The following is a 23,241-nucleotide window of genomic DNA, read 5'->3' as shown; positions in this document are numbered from 1 at the left end:
GCGACAGAGATACTGATCGTCTCCGCCCGCACGTAGAGAACGAGTGAAACGCGTGGACCTCATCTCCCCGGCCGACGCCGACGCCGACACCTATGCTGCCGCGCCGCTGCTCAACTGCCTGCTGCGCGAGGTCGCGGAGGCGCTCCCGGGCTCCGGCGAGGTGCGCGTGCACCGGCTGCCGAGCGGACGGCTGCTGCGGGTGCGCGGTGCGCGGCGGCCAGGGGAACCCGAGGTGACCGACGGCGGCCCCTGGCGCCGCATCGGCCACACCGAACTCGTCAAGCTCGTCGCCGAGGAGCTGACCCTCCACACCGGTCTGTCCCCTCACGACCTCCCCGCCGAGATGATCGACAGCCGGGACGCGGTCGCGGCGATCCTGACGGCACGCGCGCGTGCGACGCCGCCCACGGACCCGTATCTGCGCTCCGAGCAGTCCCTGCTCACCGGCCACCCGTACCACCCCGCCCCCAAGGCCCGCGGCGGCGGCCCGGTCGCCCGCTGGCTGCCCTACGCGCCCGAGGCCCACGCCCGCTTCCCGCTGACCCTGCTCGGCGTGCGCGAGGACACGGTGGTCGAGGAGGGCGACACCGCGGCCCTCGACTCCCTGGGCGAGGCGCCGCCCGGCTACCGTCTGCTGCCCGCCCACCCCTGGCAGCTCGACCTGGTGGACCTCACGGACGCCTTCGCCGACGGCCGGCTGATCCGGCTCGGCACGACCGGCTTCGACGCCTGGCCCACGGCGGCGATCCGCACCCTGTACGTCCCCGAGCGCGACCTGTTCCTGAAGTTCAGCCTGGACGTGCGCATCACCAACGACATCCGCCGTCTGTGGCGCCACGACCTGCTCAGACTCCGGCGGACCGACCGGGCGGCCGTGAAGGCGCTCGCCGACGGCCCCGCCGCCTGGCTCTCGGACCGCGGCTACCGCACCGCCGACTTCGCCTTCGAGGAACTCGCCGTCCTCGTCCGCGACGGCTTCCACGGCCGCCTCCGCCCCGGCACGACCCCGCTGCTCGCCGCCGGGCTGGTGGAGGGCTTCGAGGGCGCCCCGTCCGGCGGTACGGCCTGGTGGGAGGCGTATCTGCGCGCCGTCGTGCCGCCCGCCCTCGCGGCCTTCGCCGACCACGGCGTCGTACTCGAAGCGCATTTGCAGAACACCCTGGTCGCCGTGGACGCCGACGGGATGCCCGTGCAGGCCCTGTTCCGGGACGCCGAGGGCGTGAAGCTGCTGACGGACGTGGAGCGGGCGGCCGGGTGGGAGCGGCTGGTGTACTGCCTGGTCGTGAACCATCTGACGGAGGTCGCCGCGGCCCTCGCCGAGCGGCGTCCCGGCCTCGACCCCTGGCCCGCCGTACGCCGCGAGTTCGCCCGGCACGATCTGCCCGAGGCCGCGGCCCTGCTCGCCTCGCCCACCCTCCCCGGCAAGACCAACCTGCTGCTGCGCTGGACGGAGGCGGACGGCGCGGACGCCCGCTACCTGCCGCTGCCCAACCCACTGGCACCGTGAGCGCTGGCATACCCTGGCGGGTGTGCTGCGCGAAGTGACTGCTGTTCGATATGTGACCCCGCTGCGGTCCGGCGGCTCCGTGCCCGGGGTCGTCGAGGCCGACGACCTGGGGACGTACGTCGTGAAGTTCACCGGCTCCGCGCAGGGCCGCAAGGCGCTGGTCGCCGAGGTGATCGTCGGTGAGCTGGCCCGCGCGCTCGGGCTGCGCTTCCCCGAGCTGGTCCTGGTCCACTTCGACCCGGCGATCGCCGACAGCGAGCCCCACCAGGAGGTGCGGGAGCTGCACGGCGCCAGCGCGGGCCTCAACCTCGGCATGGACTATCTGCCGGGCGCCCGGGACTTCACCCCGGAGGTCGCCCAGGCGTTCCCGGTCGACCCGCTGGAGGCGGGCCGGATCGTCTGGCTCGACGCGCTGACCGTCAACGTGGACCGCACGGTGCACAGCTCGAACCTCATGGTGTGGCCCACGCTCGGTGTCGCTCCGCCGCGGCTGTGGCTGATCGACCACGGTGCCGCGCTCGTCTTCCACCACCGCTGGGACGGCTCCGACCCCGCCAAGCGCTACGACTTCCGGCACCACGCCCTCGGCCACTCCGCCCCCGACGTCCGGGCCGCCGACACGGAACTGGCCCCCAAGGTGACGCTCGACCTGCTGCGCGAGGTCACCGCGGCCGTTCCCGACGCCTGGCTCACGGACCACGCCACCCCCGACGAGGCACGCGAGGCGTACGTGGCGTACCTCCACGCGCGCGTGCAGGCGTCGGCGGACTGGCTGCCCACGGACTTCCCCACCCGGGAGGAACTCGCCGCCGAGGAGGCCCTCCGCGCGGCGAAGACACAGCAGGGCCGGCCGAACTGGCTGAAGCGGGTCCCCGACCTGCACGGCAAGCCGGCCGCCGAACAGGATTGGTCGGTGCACCTCGGATGAGTGGCCGTGTCGAGATCGAGTACTGCACCCAGTGCCGCTGGCTGCCGCGGGCGTCCTGGCTGGCGCAGGAGCTTCTCACGACCTTCGAGGCGGAGCTGACCGAGCTGGCGCTGAAGCCCGGCAAGGGCGGCGTGTTCGTGGTGCGGGTCGACGACGAGGTGGTCTGGGACCGGCGCGAACAGGGCTTCCCGGAGCCCACGGCCGTCAAGCGGGCCGTACGCGACCGAGTGGCCCCGGGAAAGTCCCTGGGCCACTCGGACAACGCGGTGCCGGAGTAGGTCAGCCCCTGAGCTGCTCGTACGCGGGCAGCGTCAGGAAGTCCGCGTAGTTGTCGTCCAGCGACACTTCGAGCAGCAGGTCGTGGGCCTGCTGCCAGTGGCCGGCCGCGAACGCCTCCTCGCCCAACTCGGCGCGGATGTTGGTGAGTTCCTCGGCGGCGACCTTGCGGGCCAGCTCCGGGGTGGCCTTCTCGCCGTTCTCGAACTCGACACCGGCGTTGATCCACTGCCAGATCTGTGAGCGGGAGATCTCGGCGGTGGCCGCGTCCTCCATCAGGTTGAAGATGGCGACCGCGCCGAGCCCGCGCAGCCAGGCCTCGATGTAACGGATGCCCACCTGGACGGCGTTGACCAGTCCGTTGTACGTCGGCTTGGCGTCCAGCGAGTCGATCGCGATCAGGTCGGCGGCCTCGACGTGGACGTCCTCGCGCAGCCGGTCCTTCTGGTTCGGCTTGTCGCCGAGGACCTTGTCGAAGGACTCCAGGGCGATCGGGACCAGGTCGGGGTGGGCGACCCAGGAGCCGTCGAAGCCGTCGCCGGCCTCGCGGTCCTTGTCGGCGCGGACCTTCTCGAAGGCGACCTTGTTGACCTCGGCGTCCCGGCGGGACGGGATGAACGCCGCCATGCCGCCGATCGCGTGCGCACCGCGCTTGTGGCAGGTGCGGACGAGGAGTTCGGTGTAGGCCCGCATGAACGGGGCCGTCATCGTCACCAGGTTGCGGTCCGGGAGGACGAACTTGGCGCCGCCGTCACGGAAGTTCTTGACGATGGAGAACAGGTAGTCCCAGCGGCCGGCGTTCAGTCCCGAGGCGTGGTCGCGGAGTTCGTAGAGAATCTCCTCCATCTCGTACGCCGCCGTGATCGTCTCGATCAGGACGGTGGCGCGGACGGTGCCCTGCGGGATGCCGACGTAGTCCTGCGCGAAGACGAACACGTCGTTCCACAGCCGGGCTTCGAGGTGCGACTCGGTCTTCGGGAGGTAGAAGTACGGGCCCTTGCCGAGGTCGAGCAGACGCTGGGCGTTGTGGAAGAAGTACAGCCCGAAGTCGACGAAGGCGCCGGGCACGGCGTTGCCGTCGGCGTCGACGAGGTGGCGCTCGTCGAGGTGCCAGCCGCGCGGGCGCATGACGACCGTCGCCAGCTCCTCGTTCGGGCGCAGGGCGTACGACTTGCCGGTCTTCTCGTCGGTGAAGTCGATGTTCCGGGTGTACGCGTCGGCGAGGTTGACCTGGCCGAGGACGACGTTCTCCCAGGTCGGCGCCGAGGCGTCCTCGAAGTCCGCGAGCCAGACCTTGGCGCCCGAGTTGAGGGCGTTGATGGTCATCTTGCGGTCGGTGGGGCCGGTGATCTCGACGCGGCGGTCGTTCAGGGCGGCGGGGGAGGGGGCGACCCTCCAGGAGTCGTCGGCGCGGATCGCGGCCGTCTCCGGGAGGAAGTCGAGCGTGGAGGTGCGGGCGATCTCGGCGCGGCGCTCGGCGCGGCGGGCGAGGAGTTCCGCACGCCGGGGCGTGAACCGGCGGTGCAGCTCGGCCACGAAGGCGAGGGCCGCGTCGGTGAGGACCTCCTCCTGCCGCGGCAGGGGCTCGGCGTCGACGATGGCCAGCGGGGACGGCGCTGGTGCGGACATGAGCTGTCACTTCCTTCAGCGAGCGTGGCACCGGGTGCCAGTCGAACCGGGTACGGCGAGGAACGCCCCCGGAGCCGTAGGGCGCTTCTGATCAGTGGATACTAGTTTCCTCATCGTGGAAGTTCAATGGTTTGTTGATGTCGAGATTCTCTGAGTCGAGGGAAGGTGGCGCTCGGTGCCACCCCGTTCACTCAAGGTGGTGCAGATCCTCGACGGTGTCGATGTCATAGGGCCGGGCGATGTCACCGCACTCGATGAGCTCCAGCTGTGCCGCGTGCTCCTTCAGATACGCGCGTGCCCCTCGGTCCCCGGTGGCAGTCGCGGCGATCCCCGCCCAGTGCGCCGACCCGAACAGCACGGGATGCCCGCGTACGCCGTCGTAGGCGGCGGCGACCAGGGAGTCGGGGGACCTGTAGGCACCGCGCACGCGCGCGAACGCCGCCGCCCCGATACCGGGCTGGTCCACGAGCGACACCAGCGCCGCCCGCGCGTCCGTACCGGAGAGCGACTCAAGACCGGCTCGAAGCGAGGAGCCCATGCCGTCGGCCCACTCCGGGTTCTCGACGAGCACACACCCGTCGAGTTCGGCCTTCTGTCGTACGACGTCGGCGGCGGCCCCGAGGACCACGTGGACGCGCGTGCAGCCGGCCGTGCGCAGGACGCTCACCGCGTGCTCCACCAGTGGCCTGCCACGATGATCCAGAAGGGCCTTGGGCCGCCCGCCGAGTCGCCGCCCGCCGCCCGCGGCGAGGAGAACTCCGGCGACCTGGTCTTCCTTGTCCGTCATGCGTCCTGCATACCCGACGTCGGGGCGAGTGGCCGGTTGCGAAGGGCTGAATTTCGGTCCGCGCAGTGGCGCGGCGCGGCCGGGGTGGCGTTTACTGACCCGCGTCCCCCGGTGCCCGACCAGCGCCACGGGGCTGTTTCGGGCGGAATCACGAGGTGCGGCGCACAACGGAGTGCGCTGGGGGGAGAGCTGTGTTGCGGAGCTTGGGACAGAGGCCAGTGACCGGCAGCGACGAGGATCCGAGGGTGGCGGAACTGCGGACCGCGGTGTCCCGGCTGCGCCGCGAACTCGCCGCGCACCCGGCCGAGTTCCCCGACCGCGTCATCGCCGAGGACGAGCTCGCCGCGCTGGCCGCGATGACGGTCGACGGGGCGCCGGAGATTCCACGGCTGCGCCGCTCACTGCTGCTGATCGCGGGGGCGATCGGGTCGGTCAGCGCACTGTCGCGGGGGCTGTCGGACGTACGGCACGCGGTGGACCTGTTCGGGGAGCCGGGCCGGGGCTGAACGGTGCCCCCCGGGGTCCAGCAACCCCGTCCGCCGCGGTGAGCGGCGCCGAGCGCACGGCCATGACCCGGCCGTCGCCGCGTACCGCCCCCATCCTCGGCGTCAGATCGTGGCCGCCCCGCGACCCCAGGTCGTAGAACCGGTCGTCCGCACCAGCCAGTTCACGCTTCCGCGGCACCGCCAGGTTTGCTACGAGCGTCAGCTCGGAGTCGGTCTGGAACGACGGCGTCATGACGACGTCGTCCGGCAGCCCGTACTCGGCGAGAGCGAGCCGGTCCTCGGCGGACGTCACGCCGGGGTCTGGCTGGCCAGCGCCTCCGAGAGTTCCGTCGCCACCTGCTGGAGCACCGGCACGATCTTGTCCGTCGCCGACTCGGTGACGCGGCCCGCCGGGCCGGAGATCGAAATGGCCGCGGCGGTCGGCGAGTTGGGCACCGACACCGCGAGGCAGCGGACGCCGATCTCCTGCTCGTTGTCGTCGACCGCGTAACCGAGCTGCCGTACATCGGCCAGGGCCGCGAGGAAGCCGTCCGGCGTGGTGATCGTCTTCTCCGTCGCGGCCGGCATGCCGGTACGGGCGAGCAGCGCGCGCACCTCGTGGTCCGGGGTGTTCGCGAGCAGCGCCTTGCCCACGCCCGTCGAGTGCGGCAGGACGCGGCGGCCGACCTCGGTGAACATGCGCATCGAGTGCTTGGACGGCACCTGGGCGACATAGACGATCTCGTCGCCGTCGAGCAGGGCCATGTTCGCCGTCTCGCCGGTCTCCTCGACCAGGCGGGCGAGGTAGGGGCGGGCCCAGGTGCCGAGCAGCCGGGACGCGGACTCGCCGAGGCGGATCAGACGCGGGCCCAGCGCATACCGGCGGTTGGTCTGCTGGCGGACGTATCCGCAGGCCACGAGGGTGCGCATCAGGCGGTGGATGGTGGGCAGCGGCAGGCCGCTGGTCGCGGACAGCTCGCTGAGGCCGACCTCACCGCCCGCGTCCGCCATCCGCTCCAGCAGATCGAAGGCGCGCTCAAGGGACTGGACCCCGCCACCGGCGGACTTGGCGGAGTCGGTGGTGCTGGCGCTGGACGTCGGCACGGCGCGTTCCTTTCGGGACCTGGCAGGAAGGGCAGAAGCCTACCCGGCGGTCGGTTGACTCCCCGGTTGTGCGTAGCTACGTTCTGCCTGTCGGAATTCTAATTCCGCTTTATGGAAACGTCCAGAGTGTGGGCGCAAGGGCCGCTGTAGCGAAGTGTGCCCTTGACGGCGCGAGAACGGGAGTGAAGACTCCTTCAACAGAAAGTTGAATTCCGTTACGCGGAAGTAAACCGGTGTCAGAGAGGGGTTCGGGTGTCCGACGCTGAACTGGTGCTGCGCTCGACGCGCGTCATCACTCCGGAAGGAACGCGCGCCGCCTCGGTCGCGGTCGCCGCCGGCAAGATCACGGCCGTACTGCCGTACGACGTCGAAGTACCGTCCGGCGCCCGCCTTGAGGACGTCGGCGACCACGTCGTCCTGCCCGGCCTGGTCGACACCCATGTGCACGTCAACGACCCCGGCCGCACCGAGTGGGAGGGCTTCTGGACCGCCACGCGCGCGGCGGCGGCCGGCGGCATCACGACCCTCGTCGACATGCCCCTCAACTCCCTCCCGCCGACCACCACGGTCGACAACCTCCGTACCAAGAAGGACGTCGCCGTCGACAAGGCCCACATCGACGTCGGCTTCTGGGGCGGCGCCCTGCCCGACAACGTCAAGGACCTGCGTCCCCTGCACGAGTCCGGCGTCTTCGGCTTCAAGGCGTTCCTGTCCCCGTCCGGCGTGGACGAGTTCCCGCACCTCGGACAGGACCAACTCGCCCAGTCCCTGGCCGAGATCGCCTCCTTCGGCGGGCTTCTCATCGTGCACGCCGAGGACCCGCACCACCTGGAGGCGGCCCCGCAGCAGGGCGGCCCCAAGTACGCAGACTTCCTGGCCTCCCGCCCCCGGGACGCAGAAGACACCGCGATCGCCCAACTCATCACCCAGGCGAAGCGGTTGGACGCGCGCGTGCACGTCCTGCACCTCTCGTCGTCCGACGCGCTGCCGCTGATCGCCGCCGCCAAGGCCGAGGGCGTCCGCATCACGGTCGAGACCTGCCCGCACTACCTCACGCTCACCGCCGAGGAAGTCCCGGACGGCGCCAGCGAGTTCAAGTGCTGCCCGCCCATCCGCGAGTCCGCCAACCAGGACCTGCTGTGGCAGGCGCTGGCCGACGGCACCATCGACTGCGTGGTCACCGACCACTCGCCGTCCACGGCCGACCTCAAGACGGACGACTTCGCGACCGCGTGGGGCGGCATCTCCGGCCTCCAGCTGAGCCTCGCGGCGGTCTGGACGGAGGCCCGCAGGCGCGGCCACTCCCTCGAAGACGTCGTCCGCTGGATGTCCACCCGCACCTCGCAGCTGGTCGGCCTCGACCAGAAGGGCGCCATCGAGACCGGCCGCGACGCCGACTTCGCGATCCTCGCCCCCGACGAGACCTTCACCGTCGACCCGGCCGAGCTCCAGCACCGCAACCGTGTGACGGCGTACGCGGGCAAGACCCTGTACGGCGTCGTGAAGTCGACCTGGCTGCGCGGCCAACGCATCGTCACGGACGGCGAGTTCACGGACCCGAAGGGCCGACTCCTCACGCGCACCCCCTGACCTTCACCACCGCACCCGCAGCGGCCGACCTTCAGAAAGGCATTCTTCGTGACGGCGATTCCGAGCTTCACCGGCGACGCGAACCCCTACGGCGGCGGTGACCCGTACGCCGACTACCGCACCGCCGACTTCCCCTTCACCCAGTACGCCGACCTCGCCGCCCGGCAGCTCGGCGCCGGAGTCATCGCCGCCAACGACGAGTTCTTCGCCCAGCGCGAGAACCTGCTCCTGCCCGAGCGCGCCGAGTTCGACCCCGAGCACTTCGGGCACAAGGGCAAGATCATGGACGGCTGGGAGACCCGCCGCCGCCGTGGCGCGTCCGCCGACCACCCGTGGCCGACCGCCGAGGACCACGACTGGGCCCTGGTCCGCCTCGGCGCGCCCGGCGTGATCCGCGGGATCGTCGTCGACACGGCCCACTTCCGCGGCAACTACCCGCAGGCGGTCTCGGTCGAGGGCACGTCGGTGGCGGGCTCCCCGTCCCCCGAGGAACTCCTCGGCGACGACGTGAAGTGGACGACGCTGGTCCCGCGCACGCCGGTGGGCGGCCACGCCGCCAACGGCTTCGAGATCTCCGTGGAGCAGCGCTTCACGCACCTGCGCGTCAACCAGCACCCCGACGGCGGCATCGCGCGCCTGCGCGTGTACGGCGAGGTCGTACCGGACCCGCGGTGGCTGTCGGTCCTCGGCACCTTCGACGTGGTCGCGCTGGAGAACGGCGGCCGGGCCGAGGACGCCTCCAACCTCTTCTACTCCCCGGCCTCCAACACCATCCAGCCGGGCCGCTCGCGCAAGATGGACGACGGCTGGGAGACGCGCCGCCGTCGCGACCAGGGCAACGACTGGATCCGCTACCGGCTGGTGGCCCAGTCCCAGATCCGCGCGATCGAGATCGACACCGCGTATCTGAAGGGCAACAGCGCGGGCTGGGCGTCGGTGTCGGTGAAGGACGGCGAGACCGGTGACTGGCGGGAGATCCTCCCGCGCACCCGTCTCCAGCCCGACACCAACCACCGCTTCGTGCTGCCGACCCCGGCCGTCGGTACCCACGCGCGCGTGGACATCTTCCCGGACGGCGGCATCTCCCGACTGCGGCTGTTCGGTTCCCTGACGGAGGCCGGAGCGGCGGCTCTGGCGGCGCGGCACCAGGAGCTCGGCGGCTGACACGTACGCGCGTGTGGGGCGCACCGGATCGACAGCACCGGTGCGCCCCACGCGTGTTTCACGCCGCGTGTCCCCCGTCCACCGCGAACTCGGCCCCCGTCACATAGGCGGCCCCCGCCAGATACCCGACCGTCGCCGCCACCTCCTCCGCCGTCCCGAACCGTCCGAGCGCCGTCATCGCGGCCTGCCCCGCCGCATACGGTCCGTCGGCCGGATTCATGTCGGTGTCCGTCGGGCCGGGGTGCACGATGTTCGCCGTGATCCCCCGCCCGCCCAGCTCCCTGGCCAGCGCCTTCGTCAGCCCGACCAGCGCCGCCTTGCTCATCGCGTAGAGCGTGCCACCGGGCCCGGGCACCCGCTGGGTCATGCACGTACCGATCGTGATGATCCGCCCACCGGCCGCCATCCGTGCGGCGGCGGCCTGTGAGGCCAGGAACACCCCGCGCACGTTCACCGCCAGCACCCGGTCCACCTCCGTGAGCGACAGACCCTCCAGCGGGCCCAGCACCCCCACGCCCACGTTGTTCACCAGCACGTCCAGGCCGCCCAGCGCCGCCGCCGCACGCTCCACGGCCCCCGCCGCCTCCGCCGGGTCCGCGGAGTCCGCCCGCAGCGCCACCGCACGTCGCCCCAGCGCCTCGACGGCCTCTACGACGTCCGCCGCCGCCTCCTTGTCGTGCGCGTAGGTCAGCGCCACGTCCGCGCCCTCCCGCGCGAGCCGCAGGACCGTCGCCGCACCGATGCCGCGGCTGCCGCCGGTGACGAGTGCGACCTTGCCGTACAGAGTTCCGTAAGTCGTTGTCATGCCTCCATCTCAGCGGCGCGCACCCGCGCGTGCTGGCGGCGAACGGACACCGATGTCACCGTCCCGGAACTCTTCCCTCCGCCTCCCGCGTTCTCCCCACGTGACCCTTCAGCAAGACATCGTCGGCAACGCCATGCAGATGGCGGTCGTCAGCCTCCAGCCCGGTCAGACCGTGTACTGCGAGGCCGGGAAGTTCCTGTTCAAGACCACGAACGTGACCATGGAGACCCGCCTCGGCGGCCCGTCGAACGCGGGCGGACAGCAGCCGCAGGGCGGCGCCGGAGGCATGGGCGGCATGCTCCGCCAGGCCATGGGCACCGCCATGCAGGTCGGCTAGCGCGCCCTCGCGGGCGAGTCCCTGGCGTTCCAGTACTTCACCTCGACCGGCGGCGAGGGCACCGTCGGCTTCGCGGGCGTCCTGCCCGGCGAGATGCGCGCCCTGGAGCTCGACGGCACGCGCGCGTGGTTCGCGGAGAAGGACGCGTTCGTCGCCGCCGAGTCCACCGTCGACTTCGGCATCGCCTTCCAGGGCGGCAGGACCGGCCGCAGCGGCGGCGAGGGCTTCGTCCTGGAGAAGTTCACCGGCCGCGGCACCGTGATCATCGCCGGGGCCGGCAACTTCATCGACCTCAACCCGGCCGACTTCGGCGGCCGCATCGAGGTCGACACCGGCTGCGTCGTCGCCTTCGAGGACGGCATCCAGTACGGCGTCCAACGCGTCGGCGGCCTCAACCGGCAGGGCCTGATGAACGCCGTCTTCGGCGGCGAGGGCCTCTCGCTGGCCACCCTGGAGGGCAACGGACGCGTCATCCTCCAGTCCCTGACCATCGAGAGCCTCGCCAACGCCCTGAAGAAGGCGCAGGGCGGCGACAAGCAGGGCCCGACGGGAGGCCTGTTCTCCACGCACGCCGGCTGACCGGCGGCGCGGGCGCCGATGAGTTGCGGGCGCCGGTGGGGTCTGAGGTGATGACAACAGACCCCACTCCCGAGAGAAGGCACCCGTCATGGGCAAGCTCGTCTCCCAGATCTTCGTCAGCCTCGACGGCGTCTACCAGGCCCCCGGCGGCCCCGAGGAGGACCCCAGGGGCGGCTTCGAGCAGGGCGGCTGGACCGCCCCGTACGACGACGAGGACTTCGGCCGCTTCGTCACCGAGGTCTTCGGCCGGGTCGGCGCGTTCCTCCTGGGCCGCCGTACGTACGACATCTTCGCCGCGTACTGGCCGAAGGTGACCGACCCCGACAACCTCATCGCCGCGCAGCTCAACGCCCTGCCCAAGTACGTCCCCTCGTCCACCCTGACCGACCCCGAGTGGAACAACACCAGCGTGATCGGCGGCGACCTCGCCAAGGAGGTCACCGCCCTCAAGGAGCGCACCGACGGCGAGCTCCAGATCCACGGCAGCGGAGCCCTCGTACAGTCCCTGCTGAACCTCGATCTGATCGACACCTTCCACATGATCACCGTCCCGGTCGTGCTGGGCGCCGGCCGCCGCCTCTTCGCCGAGGGCAGCCTGCCGACCGCCTTCGAGCACCGCGGCGGCCTCATCACCTCCAAGGGCGTCTCCATCCAGACGTACGACAAGGCGGGACGCCCGGAATACGGCTCCTTCGACCTCCCGGAAAACGCCTAGCCCCAGGTCAGCCGCACGGGTACGGTGATCGCTCCACGTGCGAGCCACCGTCGTCTCCACACCCCTGATGGAGACCGGGAGAGCCGCACCGATGTCCTCGATCGCCGTACCGGGCGCCCTCGCACCCCGCCGCACCTGGCTGACCGACCTGCCCGTCCTGCTCGTGGCCCTCGTGTGGGGCGCGAGCTATCTCGCCGCCAAGGACATCACCACCGCGCGCACCGTGCTCGCGGTCCTGGTGCTGCGCTTCGCGATCGTGCTGCCGGTCCTGGTCACCGCAGGATGGCGCGCGCTGCGCGCCCTGAGCGGCGCCCAGTGGCGCGGGGCCGGGGTGCTCGGGCTGATCCTCAGCGGGATCTTCCTGCTGGAGACGTACGGCGTCGTCCACACCTCGGCCACCAACGCCGGCCTCATCATCAGCCTGACCATGATCTTCACGCCGTTCGGCGAGGCCGCCGTGACCCGCAGGCGCCCCCCGAGGGCCTTCCTCGGCGCCGCCGCCCTCTCCGTGCTCGGCGTCGTCCTGCTCACGCAGGGCGGCGGCTTCACCCGGCCCTCCCTCGGCGACCTGCTCATGCTGCTGGCTGCCCTGGCCCGTACCGTCCACGTCCTCGCCATGTCCCGGATCAAGGCGGTGCGGGACGCCGACGCACTGTCCCTGACCACCGTCCAACTCGGCGCCGCCGTCGCGGTGTTCGCACTGCTGTCCACCGGCGCCGAGACCACGCCGTGGGAGACCGCCGCGGACTTCGGGGCACGGGAGTGGGCCGGGCTGCTGTTCCTGTCCGTGTGCTGCACGCTGTTCGCGTTCTTCGTGCAGATGTGGGCCGTCCGCCGCACCTCCCCGTCCCGGGTCAGCCTGCTGCTTGGCACCGAGCCCCTGTGGGCCGCCCTCGCGGGCATCGCGCTCGGCGGGGAACGGCTCGGCGCGCTCGGTCTGGCGGGCGGTGCGCTGGTGCTTGTGGGGACCGCGTGGGGGCGCAGGGCCGCAAGTTAACTCCCGGAAAACTCATCGGACTTGACGGGAAAATCTCCGGAGTTGTCATTGACATGCCACTGTCTACGCGCGTCATCATGAAGGCATGAGATTCCCCCCACGAATCACCCGCATCGGCGCCGCGGCGGCTGTCCTGTCCGCCCTCCTTGTCGGAGGCGCCGTCACCGCCACCCCGGCGGCCGCCGCGGTCGGCAGCATCTGCTACAGCGACCTGCCCTCGCAGGCGTACGACACGCTGGAGCTGATCGAGTCCGGCGGGCCCTTCCCGTACTCGCAGGACGGGAGCGTCTTCCAGAACCGGGAAGGCGTCCTGCCCAGCCAGTCGACCGGGTACTACCACGAGTACACGGTCAAGACGCCCGGCTCGTCCACGCGCGGCGCGCGCCGCGTCGTGACGGGCGAGGAGAACCGGGAGGACTACTACACCGCGGACCACTACGCCACGTTCGACCTGATCAACTACGGCTGCTGAGCTGCTGGTTCGAAGGTCGAAACCCCCACCGAGGCGTCGAGGAACAGTGCGGCAGGCCGGAGGCCCGGTCCGCGTTCAGCCGGACCTCCGGCTCTCCGCGGCGGCGAACAGCGCGATCGCCAGCACGAGAAGTGCGACGCTCGCGTACAGCTCGTAGCCGTCGAGGAAGCCGACCTTCTGCACGAGTCCCCAGTGCCAGTCGGTGAACTCGTGCACCAGGCCGGCCACGCCCTGCACCAGGGCGAGAAATCCGAACAGCTCCAGCAATTGCTTCATGGCACGACCCTCGCCCCGCGGTCCCCCCACAGTCATCGGCCGCGGGGCGAGGCCTGTCCGACGGAAGTTCCCGGTCCCGGCGGGGCCGAAGCGCCGAAAGTCGCCGGCACCGCGACTTTGGTAGCCGATCCCGTCCGCGCGGAGGTGACGCCGGGCTTCCGTGCGTAAATTTGTCGACCGTGAGCGGTGACAAGCAGACGGCGGTACCCCAGTTCTTCGCGGGCCGGCGCTGGCTGCTGCCCTCGGCGGTCCTGAACGAACTCGACCCCGACGCCGACCGCTCCGGGCGGCGGCCCCGGCGCACCGCGCGCGACTGGCTCGTCGACTTCAGCTGCTTCGCGGTGGCCGTGATCATCGGCCTGGTCGGCGCGGAGTCCGTCGCCGACAACCCCCATGTAGCGGACAGCCTCGCCCACGTCGACCAGCTGATCGGCGCGGTCGCCTGCGGCGCGGTCTGGCTGCGCCGCCGCTGGCCGCTGGGGCTCGCCGTGGCGACGGTCCCCGTGGGGGTCGCCTCCGACACCGCGGGCGGCGCCTGCATGATCGCCCTGTTCACGCTCGCCGTGCACCGGCCCTTCCGGTACGTGGCCTGGGTGGGCGGCGCCAACATGGCACTCATCCCGTTCTACTTCTGGCTGCGCCCCGACCCGGATCTGCCCTACCTCGCCGCGGTGGTCATCATCGTGCTGATGACCGCCGTGGTCATCGCCTGCGGCCTGGTCGTCCGCTCCAAACGGCAGCTCATGCTGAGCCTCAGGGACCGCGCCCGGCGCGCCGAGAACGAGGCCCGGCTCCGCGCCGAGCAGGCCCAGCGGCTGGCCCGCGAGGCCATCGCCCGCGAGATGCACGACGTCCTCGCCCACCGGCTCACCCTGCTCAGCGTCCACGCCGGAGCGCTGGAGTTCCGGCCCGACGCACCCCAGGAGGAGGTCGCCCGGGCGGCCGGCGTCATCCGGGAGAGCGCCCACGAGGCCCTCCAGGACCTGCGCGAAATCATCGGCGTCCTGCGGGCGGGCGACCACGACGACACGGGCCGCCCGCAGCCCACGCTCGCCGCCCTGGACGCGCTGGTCGCCGAGTCCCGCGAAGCCGGCATGAAGGTCACCCTCGACCTTCGCGTCAGCGACCCCGCCACCGTCCCCGCCTCCGTCGGCCGCACCGCCTACCGCATCGCCCAGGAGGGCCTCACCAACGCCCGCAAACACGCCCCCGGCGCCGAGGTCGCCGTCTCCGTCGAGGGCACACCGGGCGAGGGCCTCACCGTCACGGTCCGCAACCCGGCACCCGAGGGCGAGGTGACGCCCGTACCCGGCTCAGGGCAGGGGCTGATCGGCCTGACCGAGCGGGCGACCCTGGCCGGGGGCCGACTGGAACACGGACCGGAGGAGGACGGGGGCTTCGGGGTACGGGCCTGGCTGCCCTGGGGGTGAGGGGTGGCGTTGGCTGGGGGCCTGGAGGGCGGCGCGTGAGTTGGGGGGCGTCGGCTGGGGGTGCCTGGGGAGTGGGGCGCGAGTGGGCGGGGGTTTTCCGGTGCGGAGCTGGCTGCCGTGGCGTGAGGGGGCATCGGCGGGGGTGCCTGGGGGGTGGCGCGTGTGCTGGGGGCGGTTTCGGGGTGCGGGCGTAAGTGCCTCGGAGTGGGGGTGGGGGCGGTGTGCTCGCCACCGGCTGTTGCGGTTGACGCGGTGGGGCGGGGTGTCCGCCGCCCGCTGCCGCGGCTGACACCCCGCTTCACCCCGCCCCGTCTCCGCCCCTCACCGACCTTGCCCCACGCGCCCCTGGACCCGCCTCGACTCCGCCCTGACCACGCCCTGGTGATGCCCTGTCGACGAGCCTTTCGGCGCTCCCCACGAACAGCAGAGCCTGGCCATGGCCGTACCACTGGCCGGGTACCGCTCCCACCAAGCCACCCGACGTGAGGACGAGGCCGAACTCGCCCTGCGGATCGCAGAGATGGAGTCCGGCCTGGCGCGAATGTCGCCCGATCAGAGCTCGCTGTCCTGGAGCATCGGCTGGCCGCCCGGCCCCAGACTGTCCTGGCACACCAGCGCCTGCGCCCAGCCGGTCGCCTCGCGTGGATCGTCGGTGCGGTACTCGCTGCCGTGCCCGCTGAACCAGAACAGCGCGGTGTCGTCCGGCCCGCACTGCCCGGGATGCCGCTCCACGGCCGCCGGCACGGCCGCCCTGGAGGCCTCCCCGTCGTGCAGGGTCTTGACCACAGGTGTCAGCGTCCGGGTTTGCCGCCGCAGCCAACTCTCCGCTTCTCGCACGTCGTTGACACAGCCCCGCAGCCGATGGCGTCCCGGATAGTCGTCGATGCCCACGAACAGGGCGTACACGGTGCGCATACGGCGATCTTGCCAGCAATGACAGGGCGCATACGGGGCGTTCACGGGGCGCGTGCCGGTGGGATCCGCGCAACCCCATGACCCGGCGGCGTGAGGCGAGTTGACTGGAGCCTACCGATCGGCCGGCCTCGCGCGGCCGCGGCACCGCTAACGCCGGAAGGAACAGCAGCGTGAGCTTCGGGGGACCCAACAATCCGTACCAGCCGCCGTATCAGCCACCACCGACGAACCCGTACCAGCCGCCACCGCCGAACCCCGGTCCTTACAGCCCGCCTCCACCACCCCCGAACACCGGGCCCTACGTCCCGCCCCAGCCGTATCCGTACCCCAACCCCTACCCGCCGTACGTCCCGCAGCCGCGCCCGTACGTCCCGCAGGGAGGCCTGCTGGGCGGTCTGCGCGGCGCCGAATGGCCGCCCCTGCGGGACCTGTTGCGCGCCGGACGGCAGCGGATGCACGGCTGTGTCTGGCTGTTCCTGCTGTTGCCGTGCACCTGGTTCGTGGTGCCCTTCCTGATGGCGGGGTACGTGTTCGCCCGCTCGGCCCGCGTCCGGGCGCACCGCCTCTTCCCACCGCGCGCCCACCGCCTCTACCACGACCCGCAGGTGACACGCCTTCAGAAGGCGCGAGCCCTGAGCGCCGCCGCCATGACCCTCGCCCTGCTCATCGCCTACGGCAAGCCGGAGGACTTCGGCGAGGTGCAGCAGCAGTACCTGATGCGGCTCGTGGTCACCCCGCCGCTGCTGCTCCTCAGTGCCCCTGTGGTGATCGCCGTGCTCTACCGCTGGGCGCCGCCGCACGCCAGGCCGCACATGGGGCAGCGGATGCGCGCCGCGGGCAAGGCCGCCCTGTGGTACGTCGGCGCGGTGACGGCGATTCCCCTGATCACGGGCATCTTCGCGCTGAGCGACGACGTGCCCTGGCTCGCCGCCGTGCTCATGGTGCCCCTGTACTGGCTGCTGTTCTTCCTGGGGTTCGCCACCGGCCCCGCCGTGCGCAGCGGTTTCAACTCCGCCGGGGTGCACGCGGCACTGCCCGCCCTGCTCACCGGCGTCCTGGTGTGGGAGTTCGCGATCATCAGCCTGGTCGCGGGCGGACGGCCGCCCGGACCACCCCTCGTCTCGGTCCTGGCGTTCGTCGGCGGCCCGGCCTCGGTGTGCGCGGTGGCCTGGTGGGAGGTCCACCGGTTGCAGACCCGGCACGGAGTGCGGCTGCGCGGCTGACGACATGACAAGTACGCCCCTCGAAACCGTGATTACGTAAGCCCCATGACCGCGATCAGACTGCTCCTCGTCGACGACGATCCGCTGGTGCGGGCCGGCCTGTCCCTGATGATCGGTGGTGCCGACGGCATCGAGATCGTCGGGGAGGCCGCCGACGGAAGCGATGTCGAGGCGCTCGTCGACCGCACCCGTCCGGACGTCGTCCTCATGGACATCCGGATGCCTGCCATGGACGGCCTGACCGCCACCGAGCGGCTGCGCGCCCGCCCCGACGCCCCGCAGGTCGTGCTCCTGACCACCTTCCACGCCGACGACCAGGTGCTGCGCGCCCTGCGCGCGGGCGCCGCCGGGTTCGTCCTGAAGGACACGCCGCCCGCCGAGATCGTCGACGCGGTGCGCCGGGTCGCGGCCGGCGACCCCGTCCTGTCGCCCACCGTCACCCGGCAGTTGATGCGGCACGCGGCGGGCGCCGCCGCCGACACGCGTCGCACGCGCGCGCGGGAGCGCATCGCCGCCCTCAACGACCGCGAGCGCGAGGTGGCGGTGGCCGTCGGCCGGGGCCTGTCCAACGCCGAGATCGCCGCGGAGCTCTTCATGAGCGTCGCCACCGTCAAGACCCATGTCTCCCGCGTCCTCGCCAAGCTCGACCTCAACAACCGCGTACAGATCGCCCTCCTCGCCTACGACGCGGGACTTCTGGAGGAAACGGGGGAGGACGGGCACTAGGCCTGTCCGGCGGATCATGCCGCAGACGCGGGGTTTGGCACGCCGATCTGCCGCGTTGTCGTCGGTTGCCGATGCTCCGCATCGCCGTCCTCCTCCGCCTTGCAGCTCGACGCTCCCCCACTCTCGGCTTCGCTCGAGCGGGAGGGGCCCCATCACCCCGCTCCCCGGCACCACATCAAGCACCGCGGCTGCCCTGCGACCTGATCCGCCGGACAGGCACTGGCGGGCACTCGCGGGCGCTGCCGAGCGTTGAGGGGGCAACGGGGAGGGGATCGAGATGACCGAAGTGATCGACCTGGGGGAGTACGGCGCGGCGTTCCGCACGGACCCGCATCCGGTGTACGCGCGACTGCGCGCCCGTGGACCGGTGCACCGGGTCCGGCTGCCGGCACCCGACGCCCACCACGAGACCTGGCTGATCGTGGGGTACGAGGAGGCACGCGCGGCCCTCGCCGACCCGCGCCTGTCCAAGGACGGTCGCAAGATCGGCGTGACGTTCCTCGACGAGGAGCTGATCGGCAAGTACCTCCTGGTCGCCGACCCGCCCCAGCACACCCGGCTGCGCTCCCTGGTCTCCCGCGCCTTCACCATGCGCCGCGTGGAGGAACTGCGGCCCAGAATCCAGGAGATCACCGACGACCTGCTGGACGAGATGCTCGCGCGGGGCCGCGCCGACCTCGTGGACTCCCTCGCCCACCCGCTGCCCCTCACCGTCATCTGCGAACTCCTCGGCGTCCCCGAGATGGACCGCACGGAATTCCGGAAGATCACCAGCGAGGCCGTCGCCCCCACCAGCGCCGAGAGCGAGTACGACGCGTTCGTCCGGCTCGCCGAGTACCTCACCGAGCTCATCGCGGCCAAGACGTCCGCCGGCCCCGACGGCGACCTGCTCGGCGACCTCATCCGCACCACCGCCGAGGACGGCGACCGCCTCTCCCCGGAGGAACTGCGGGGCATGGCCTTCATCCTGCTGATCGCGGGCCATGAGACCACGGTCAACCTCATCACCAGCGGGGTGCACGCCCTGCTCACCCACCCGGACCAACTCACCGCGCTACGCTCCGACTTGAGCCTGCTCGACGGCGCGATCGAGGAGACGCTCCGCTGGGAGGGGCCGGTGGAGAACGCCACGTTCCGGTTCGCCGCCGAGCCTCTGGAGATCGGCGGGGCGCGGATTGAGCGGGGCGACGCGGTGATGGTCGGCCTCACCGCCGCCGACCGCGACGGAGCGCGCTACCCCGCCCCCGACCGCTTCGACATCCGCCGCGACACCCGGGGCCACCTCGCCTTCGGCCACGGCATCCACTACTGCCTGGGCGCACCCCTGGCCCGCCTGGAGGCCCGTACGGCGATCCGGACGCTGCTGGAGCGAGCACCGGACCTCGCCCTCGACGGCCCCACCGGCGAGTGGCTGCCGGGGATGCTGATGCGGGGGATGCGGAGCCTGCCGGTCCGCTGGTGACTCGGGGCGCCCCCGTCAGCCCGGTACCTCTCCCAGCCGCACCGGCCGCGCCGTCAGCCCAGTACCTCTCCCAGCCGCACCGGCCGCCGCTCCCGCCGTGACAGCTCGCACGCCTCGGCGATCCGTAGCGCCTGCAACGCCTCGCGCCCGTCGCAGGGGTTGGCGCGCTCACCTCGTACCACCTCGACGAACGCGTTGAGTTCGGCCTCGTAGGCCGGTCCGAACCGCTCCAGGAATCCCTCCCACGGCTTGTCGGCGGCCGGGGGGCCCGTCGGCTCGGTGGAGGCGATCGGGGTGCGGTCGTCGAGGCCGACCACGATCTGGTCGAGCTCCCCGGCCAGCTCCATGCGGACGTCGTAGCCCGCCCCGTTCAGCCGGGTCGCCGTCGCCGTGGCGAGCGTGCCGTCGTCGAGGGTGAGGACGGCCGCGGCCGTGTCGACATCGCCCGCCGCGCGGAACATCGCGGGCCCCGCGTCCGATCCGGCCGCGTACACGTCCGCCACCTCCCGCCCGGTCACCCAGCGCAGCATGTCGAAGTCGTGGATCAGGGTGTCCCGGTACAGCCCGCCGGACAGCGGCAGCCAGGCGGCCGGCGGCGGCTCCTGGTCGGAGGTGAGCGCCCGCACGGTGTGCAGCCGCCCGAGCCGTCCCGATCGCACCGCGTCGCGTGCGCCGGCGTAGCCCGTGTCGAAGCGGCGCTGGAAGCCCATCTGGAGGACCGTCCCGGCCGTCTCGACCTCGTCGATGGCGTGCAGCGTGCCGGGCAGGTCGAGGGCTATCGGCTTCTCGCAGAAGACCGGGAGCCCCGAGCGCGCTGCCCGACCGATCAGTTCGGCGTGCGCCGACGTCGCCGTGGTGATCACCACCGCGTCCACGCCCCACTGGAAGATCTCGTCGACCCCGGGGGCGGCCGTCTCGCCTAAGCGGTGGGCCAGCTCCTGTGCCCGTGTGCCGTCCGCGTCCGTGAGGATCAAGGACCCGACGTCGCGATGACGACTGAGCGTCCTCGCGTGAATGGTGCCGATCCGGCCGGTACCGATGACCCCGATGCGCATGTGAACAAAATGTGGTCGCGGACCCCCCGCTGTCAATGCATATGTCCGGACAATCGGACTACACAACTTCCCGTCAACCGGCCACGCGGCTACGCTCGGCCCGTGCCGAAACCAGATGTGGACCCGACCGTGACACTCGACCTCAGCGTGGACCGCAGCAGCCCGGTGCCGTTGTACTTCCAGCTGTCCCAGCAGCTGGAAGCCGCGATCGAGCACGGAGCGCTCACCCCCGGCAGCCTGCTCGGCAACGAGATCGAGCTCGCCGCGCGCCTCGGCCTGTCCCGGCCGACCGTCCGCCAGGCCATCCAGTCGCTCGTCGACAAGGGCCTGCTCGTACGCCGCCGCGGGGTCGGCACGCAGGTCGTGCACAGCCAGGTCAAGCGCCCGCTGGAGCTCAGCAGCCTCTACGACGACCTGGAGACCGCCGGACAGCGCCCGGCGACCAAGGTCGTCGTCAACACCCTCGTCCCCGCCTCCGCCGAGGTCGCGGCCGCCCTCGGGGTGGCCGAGGACGGCGACGTGCACCGCATCGAGCGGCTGCGCCTGGCACACGGCGAGCCGATGGCATACCTGTGCAACTTCATCCCGCCCGGCCTGCTCGACCTGGACACCGCCCAGCTGGAGGCCACCGGCCTGTACCGGCTGATGCGCTCCGCGGGGATCACCCTGCACAGCGCCCGCCAGTCCATCGGCGCCCGCGCCGCCACCCCCGCCGAGGCCGAGCGGCTCGCCGAGGAGACGGGCGCCCCGCTGCTCACCATGCAGCGTGTGACCTTCGACGACACCGGCCGCGCCGTCGAGTTCGGCACGCACACGTACCGGCCGACCCGCTACTCCTTCGAGTTCCAGCTGCTCGTGCGCCCCTAGGGGTGCGCCGGGGAGAGCCTCACCCGGCGCCACAGGCCCGCTTGAGCCGGGTCGACTTGGTCGCAATGTCCGGACAAAGTGGCCGACCTGAACCTCGTCTATGTTTCCCCGTACGGCACCCCTACCGACGGTGAGGCAGAATCGAGGCCGATGAGCACCTACGGCAACTTCAGCGCCCCGATCGGCTCCCGCCGCGCCCCGGCCCTGCGTACGGTCGGCACCCGCGAGCGCCGCTCACACCTGACCGCACCCCGTGTGCCCACCGTGGGCATCGACATCGGGGGCACCAAGGTGATGGCGGGAGTCGTCGACGCCGACGGCAACATCCTGGAGAAGCTCCGGACCGAGACCCCGGACAAGTCCAAGAGCCCGAAGGTCGTCGAGGACACCATCTGCGAGCTGGTCCTGGACCTCTCCGACCGGCACGACGTGCACGCGGTCGGCATCGGCGCGGCCGGCTGGGTCGACGCCGACCGCAACCGCGTCCTGTTCGCCCCGCACCTGTCCTGGCGCAACGAACCGCTGCGCGACCGCCTCGCGGACCGCCTCGCCGTGCCCGTCCTGGTCGACAACGACGCCAACGCCGCGGCCTGGGCCGAGTGGCGCTTCGGCGCGGGCCGGGACGAGGACCACCTCGTCATGATCACGCTGGGCACCGGCATCGGCGGCGCGATCCTGGAGGACGGCCAGGTCAAGCGCGGCAAGTACGGCGTCGCCGGCGAGTTCGGTCATATGCAGGTCGTTCCCGGCGGCCACCGCTGCCCGTGCGGCAACCGCGGCTGCTGGGAGCAGTACAGCTCCGGCAACGCGCTGGTGCGCGAGGCCAAGGAACTGGCCGCCGCCGACTCGCCGGTGGCGTACGGCATCATCGAGCACGTCAAGGGCCAGATCGGCGACATCTCCGGCCCGATGATCACGGAGCTGGCCCGCGAGGGCGACGCGATGTGCATCGAGCTGCTCCAGGACATCGGCCAGTGGCTCGGCGTCGGCATCGCCAACCTGGCGGCCGCCCTGGACCCCTCCTGCTTCGTGATCGGCGGCGGTGTCTCGGCCGCCGACGAGCTGCTGATCGGCCCCGCGCGGGACGCCTTCAAGCGCCAGCTCACCGGGCGCGGCTACCGCCCCGAGGCGCGCATAGTCCGAGCCCAGCTCGGCCCCGAGGCCGGCATGGTCGGCGCGGCGGACTTGGCGCGGCTGGTCGCCCGCCGCTTCCGGCGCGCCAACCGGCGCCGCGTCGAGCGGTACGAGCGCTACGCGCGGTACACGGAGGCCCGCCGCACGACCCGGGAGTCCCTGTGACGGCTTCGCTGCCACGCCAGGCGGCCCACTCCCCGGACGAGCCGCCCCGGCCGACCGAGGACCGCCGCCACCGCAACCGCCGCCGTGCGCTCACGCTGCTCATCATCGTGCTGCTCATCGGCGTCCCGGCCGGCTATCTGGTGATCTCCGCCAACCAGAGCCGCAACAGCGGCAAGGACAAGGAGGCGAAGTACTCGGCGACCGGCCTCACCGCCGGGTACCCGTCGAAGGTCCAGCGCCGGCTGTACCAGGTGCCGGTCCCGCACCCCGCGGACAGGATCGCGTACTACGAGACCAACAACTGGAAGACCAGCCGCCTCTACGTCCAGTTCCGCACCTCCAACGCGGGCCTGGACACCTTCCTCGCGGGCGTCGGCGTCGGCCGCGACGACCTGAAGCAGGGCGACATCACCATCAGCGCCCGTGACCAGAAGATCACCGGCTGGTCCTTCACCGGCCCCGGCCCCTGGGCGGGCCTGGTCCACAAACAGAAGAACCCGGCGCCGACCCAGGACATCGTCGTGAACACCGCCGACCCGGCCAACCCGATGGTGTACGTCGTCTCCCGCACGGTGCCGTAGCCGCGGGCCCGCAGAGGGGGCGCAGCCCGTCG

At 71.8% G+C, this 23,241-nt stretch carries 23 protein-coding genes and 1 pseudogene; 17 read left to right on the top strand and 7 right to left on the bottom strand.

The genetic code is table 11. The features are described 5' to 3' along the window. Positions 1 to 43 precede the first annotated feature (43 nt). Genes OG866_RS08760 through OG866_RS08750 form a run of 3 tightly spaced genes read left to right on the top strand, consistent with a single transcriptional unit; the run spans position 44 to position 2,713 of the window. Positions 44 to 1,507 carry an IucA/IucC family protein gene (locus OG866_RS08760; RefSeq protein ID WP_443063506.1) on the top strand — a complete coding sequence of 488 codons (1,464 nt, stop codon included), beginning with the start codon at positions 44 to 46 and terminating at the stop codon, positions 1,505 to 1,507. Positions 1,508 to 1,529: 22 nt separating this feature from the next. Further along, positions 1,530 to 2,435 carry a HipA family kinase gene (locus tag OG866_RS08755; RefSeq protein WP_329333048.1) on the top strand — a complete coding sequence of 302 codons (906 nt, stop codon included), beginning with the start codon at positions 1,530 to 1,532 and terminating at the stop codon, positions 2,433 to 2,435. Beyond that, a complete protein-coding gene (locus tag OG866_RS08750) occupies positions 2,432 to 2,713 on the top strand; it encodes a SelT/SelW/SelH family protein (RefSeq protein ID WP_329333046.1) in 282 nt (93 codons plus the stop codon). The genes OG866_RS08755 and OG866_RS08750 overlap by 4 nt, the downstream gene beginning before the upstream one ends. Before the next feature lies 1 nt (position 2,714). Here OG866_RS08750 and aceB read toward each other — a convergent pair whose 3' ends face one another. Next, entirely contained in the window at positions 2,715 to 4,340 is a 1,626-nt protein-coding gene (gene aceB, locus OG866_RS08745) for a malate synthase A (RefSeq protein ID WP_329333044.1), read from the bottom strand. A gap of 187 nt (positions 4,341 to 4,527) precedes the next feature. Further along, the gene (locus tag OG866_RS08740) at positions 4,528 to 5,127 is read right to left on the bottom strand and encodes a nucleotidyltransferase family protein (RefSeq protein ID WP_329333041.1); all 600 of its coding nucleotides are present in this window, start codon (positions 5,125 to 5,127) and stop codon (positions 4,528 to 4,530) included. A gap of 191 nt (positions 5,128 to 5,318) precedes the next feature. Here OG866_RS08740 and OG866_RS08735 point away from each other — a divergent pair, with 191 nt between their 5' ends. Continuing rightward, the gene (locus OG866_RS08735) at positions 5,319 to 5,633 is read left to right on the top strand and encodes a DUF5955 family protein (RefSeq protein WP_329333039.1); all 315 of its coding nucleotides are present in this window, start codon (positions 5,319 to 5,321) and stop codon (positions 5,631 to 5,633) included. Between the two features lie 288 nt (positions 5,634 to 5,921). Here OG866_RS08735 and OG866_RS08730 read toward each other — a convergent pair whose 3' ends face one another. Beyond that, entirely contained in the window at positions 5,922 to 6,716 is a 795-nt protein-coding gene (locus OG866_RS08730) for an IclR family transcriptional regulator (protein WP_329333038.1), read from the bottom strand. A gap of 252 nt (positions 6,717 to 6,968) precedes the next feature. On the opposite strand from OG866_RS08730, the gene allB reads away from it, so the two are divergent. Continuing rightward, positions 6,969 to 8,306, top strand: coding sequence for an allantoinase AllB (gene allB / locus OG866_RS08725; protein ID WP_329333037.1), 1,338 nt, complete (start codon positions 6,969 to 6,971; stop codon positions 8,304 to 8,306). Between the two features lie 48 nt (positions 8,307 to 8,354). Then, the gene (alc, locus tag OG866_RS08720; protein WP_329333035.1) at positions 8,355 to 9,470 is read left to right on the top strand and encodes an allantoicase; all 1,116 of its coding nucleotides are present in this window, start codon (positions 8,355 to 8,357) and stop codon (positions 9,468 to 9,470) included. A gap of 58 nt (positions 9,471 to 9,528) precedes the next feature. Here the strand turns inward: alc and OG866_RS08715 are convergent, their stop codons facing one another. Next, complete coding sequence (locus OG866_RS08715; protein ID WP_329333033.1) at positions 9,529 to 10,275, bottom strand: SDR family oxidoreductase; 747 nt, start codon at positions 10,273 to 10,275, stop codon at positions 9,529 to 9,531. 100 nt (positions 10,276 to 10,375) lie between these two features. Here OG866_RS08715 and OG866_RS08710 point away from each other — a divergent pair. From OG866_RS08710 to OG866_RS08695, 4 genes and pseudogenes are all read left to right on the top strand, one after another. Further along, positions 10,376 to 11,191, top strand: a pseudogene (locus tag OG866_RS08710) (AIM24 family protein). 88 nt (positions 11,192 to 11,279) lie between these two features. Continuing rightward, on the top strand, positions 11,280 to 11,906 hold the full coding sequence (locus OG866_RS08705) for a dihydrofolate reductase family protein (protein ID WP_329333031.1): 627 nt from the start codon (positions 11,280 to 11,282) through the stop codon (positions 11,904 to 11,906). Positions 11,907 to 11,997: 91 nt separating this feature from the next. Next, on the top strand, positions 11,998 to 12,903 hold the full coding sequence (locus tag OG866_RS08700; RefSeq protein WP_329344002.1) for a DMT family transporter: 906 nt from the start codon (positions 11,998 to 12,000) through the stop codon (positions 12,901 to 12,903). An 85-nt stretch (positions 12,904 to 12,988) separates the two neighbouring features. Then, the gene (locus OG866_RS08695; RefSeq protein WP_329333029.1) at positions 12,989 to 13,375 is read left to right on the top strand and encodes a ribonuclease domain-containing protein; all 387 of its coding nucleotides are present in this window, start codon (positions 12,989 to 12,991) and stop codon (positions 13,373 to 13,375) included. 75 nt (positions 13,376 to 13,450) lie between these two features. Here the strand turns inward: OG866_RS08695 and OG866_RS08690 are convergent, their stop codons facing one another. After that, the gene (locus tag OG866_RS08690) at positions 13,451 to 13,651 is read right to left on the bottom strand and encodes a hypothetical protein (RefSeq protein ID WP_329333027.1); all 201 of its coding nucleotides are present in this window, start codon (positions 13,649 to 13,651) and stop codon (positions 13,451 to 13,453) included. A gap of 170 nt (positions 13,652 to 13,821) precedes the next feature. On the opposite strand from OG866_RS08690, the gene OG866_RS08685 reads away from it, so the two are divergent. Further along, positions 13,822 to 15,081 (top strand): sensor histidine kinase, encoded by a 1,260-nt coding sequence (locus tag OG866_RS08685; protein WP_329333025.1) that lies wholly within the window; start codon positions 13,822 to 13,824, stop codon positions 15,079 to 15,081. 552 nt (positions 15,082 to 15,633) lie between these two features. Here the strand turns inward: OG866_RS08685 and OG866_RS08680 are convergent. Continuing rightward, positions 15,634 to 15,996 (bottom strand): caspase family protein, encoded by a 363-nt coding sequence (locus OG866_RS08680; RefSeq protein ID WP_329333024.1) that lies wholly within the window; start codon positions 15,994 to 15,996, stop codon positions 15,634 to 15,636. 170 nt (positions 15,997 to 16,166) lie between these two features. On the opposite strand from OG866_RS08680, the gene OG866_RS08675 reads away from it, so the two are divergent. The 3 genes from OG866_RS08675 to OG866_RS08665 all read left to right on the top strand — a co-directional run bounded on the left by OG866_RS08675 (position 16,167) and on the right by OG866_RS08665 (position 19,407). Further along, entirely contained in the window at positions 16,167 to 17,219 is a 1,053-nt protein-coding gene (locus OG866_RS08675; RefSeq protein ID WP_329333022.1) for a hypothetical protein, read from the top strand. Positions 17,220 to 17,264: 45 nt separating this feature from the next. After that, positions 17,265 to 17,945: a response regulator transcription factor gene (locus OG866_RS08670; protein WP_329333020.1), complete on the top strand. Its 681-nt coding sequence runs from the start codon at positions 17,265 to 17,267 to the stop codon at positions 17,943 to 17,945. A 277-nt stretch (positions 17,946 to 18,222) separates the two neighbouring features. Then, entirely contained in the window at positions 18,223 to 19,407 is a 1,185-nt protein-coding gene (locus OG866_RS08665) for a cytochrome P450 family protein (protein ID WP_329333018.1), read from the top strand. A gap of 53 nt (positions 19,408 to 19,460) precedes the next feature. On the opposite strand, the gene OG866_RS08660 is transcribed toward OG866_RS08665, so the two are convergent. Beyond that, positions 19,461 to 20,462, bottom strand: coding sequence for a Gfo/Idh/MocA family protein (locus tag OG866_RS08660; protein WP_329333016.1), 1,002 nt, complete (start codon positions 20,460 to 20,462; stop codon positions 19,461 to 19,463). A 129-nt stretch (positions 20,463 to 20,591) separates the two neighbouring features. On the opposite strand from OG866_RS08660, the gene OG866_RS08655 reads away from it, so the two are divergent. The 3 genes from OG866_RS08655 to OG866_RS08645 all read left to right on the top strand — a co-directional run bounded on the left by OG866_RS08655 (position 20,592) and on the right by OG866_RS08645 (position 23,209). Beyond that, complete coding sequence (locus tag OG866_RS08655) at positions 20,592 to 21,329, top strand: GntR family transcriptional regulator (protein ID WP_329344000.1); 738 nt, start codon at positions 20,592 to 20,594, stop codon at positions 21,327 to 21,329. 150 nt (positions 21,330 to 21,479) lie between these two features. Further along, positions 21,480 to 22,628 carry an ROK family glucokinase gene (locus OG866_RS08650; RefSeq protein ID WP_329333015.1) on the top strand — a complete coding sequence of 383 codons (1,149 nt, stop codon included), beginning with the start codon at positions 21,480 to 21,482 and terminating at the stop codon, positions 22,626 to 22,628. Next, positions 22,625 to 23,209: a sugar kinase gene (locus OG866_RS08645; protein WP_329333014.1), complete on the top strand. Its 585-nt coding sequence runs from the start codon at positions 22,625 to 22,627 to the stop codon at positions 23,207 to 23,209. Before OG866_RS08650 ends, OG866_RS08645 begins: the two co-directional genes overlap by 4 nt. Positions 23,210 to 23,241: the final 32 nt, after the last annotated feature.

The organism is Streptomyces sp. NBC_00663 (assembly GCF_036226885.1).
Classification (GTDB): domain Bacteria; phylum Actinomycetota; class Actinomycetes; order Streptomycetales; family Streptomycetaceae; genus Streptomyces.
Note: the sequence above shows the minus strand (reverse complement) of the source record. Positions and strands in the feature narration are given on the sequence as shown.

Bases quoted from the DNA above. Each gene is read 5' to 3' on its own strand.
- OG866_RS08750 (WP_329333046.1), top strand. From the start codon at position 2,432: ATGAGTGGCCGTGTCGAGATCGAGTACTGCACCCAGTGCCGCTGGCTG.
- aceB (WP_329333044.1), bottom strand. From the start codon at position 4,340: ATGTCCGCACCAGCGCCGTCCCCGCTGGCCATCGTCGACGCCGAGCCC.
- OG866_RS08740 (WP_329333041.1), bottom strand. From the start codon at position 5,127: ATGACGGACAAGGAAGACCAGGTCGCCGGAGTTCTCCTCGCCGCGGGC.
- OG866_RS08715 (WP_329333033.1), bottom strand. From the start codon at position 10,275: ATGACAACGACTTACGGAACTCTGTACGGCAAGGTCGCACTCGTCACC.
- OG866_RS08705 (WP_329333031.1), top strand. From the start codon at position 11,280: ATGGGCAAGCTCGTCTCCCAGATCTTCGTCAGCCTCGACGGCGTCTAC.
- OG866_RS08700 (WP_329344002.1), top strand. From the start codon at position 11,998: ATGTCCTCGATCGCCGTACCGGGCGCCCTCGCACCCCGCCGCACCTGG.
- OG866_RS08695 (WP_329333029.1), top strand. From the start codon at position 12,989: ATGAGATTCCCCCCACGAATCACCCGCATCGGCGCCGCGGCGGCTGTC.
- OG866_RS08690 (WP_329333027.1), bottom strand. From the start codon at position 13,651: ATGAAGCAATTGCTGGAGCTGTTCGGATTTCTCGCCCTGGTGCAGGGC.
- OG866_RS08680 (WP_329333024.1), bottom strand. From the start codon at position 15,996: ATGCGCACCGTGTACGCCCTGTTCGTGGGCATCGACGACTATCCGGGA.
- OG866_RS08670 (WP_329333020.1), top strand. From the start codon at position 17,265: ATGACCGCGATCAGACTGCTCCTCGTCGACGACGATCCGCTGGTGCGG.
- OG866_RS08665 (WP_329333018.1), top strand. From the start codon at position 18,223: ATGACCGAAGTGATCGACCTGGGGGAGTACGGCGCGGCGTTCCGCACG.
- OG866_RS08660 (WP_329333016.1), bottom strand. From the start codon at position 20,462: ATGCGCATCGGGGTCATCGGTACCGGCCGGATCGGCACCATTCACGCG.
- OG866_RS08650 (WP_329333015.1), top strand. From the start codon at position 21,480: ATGAGCACCTACGGCAACTTCAGCGCCCCGATCGGCTCCCGCCGCGCC.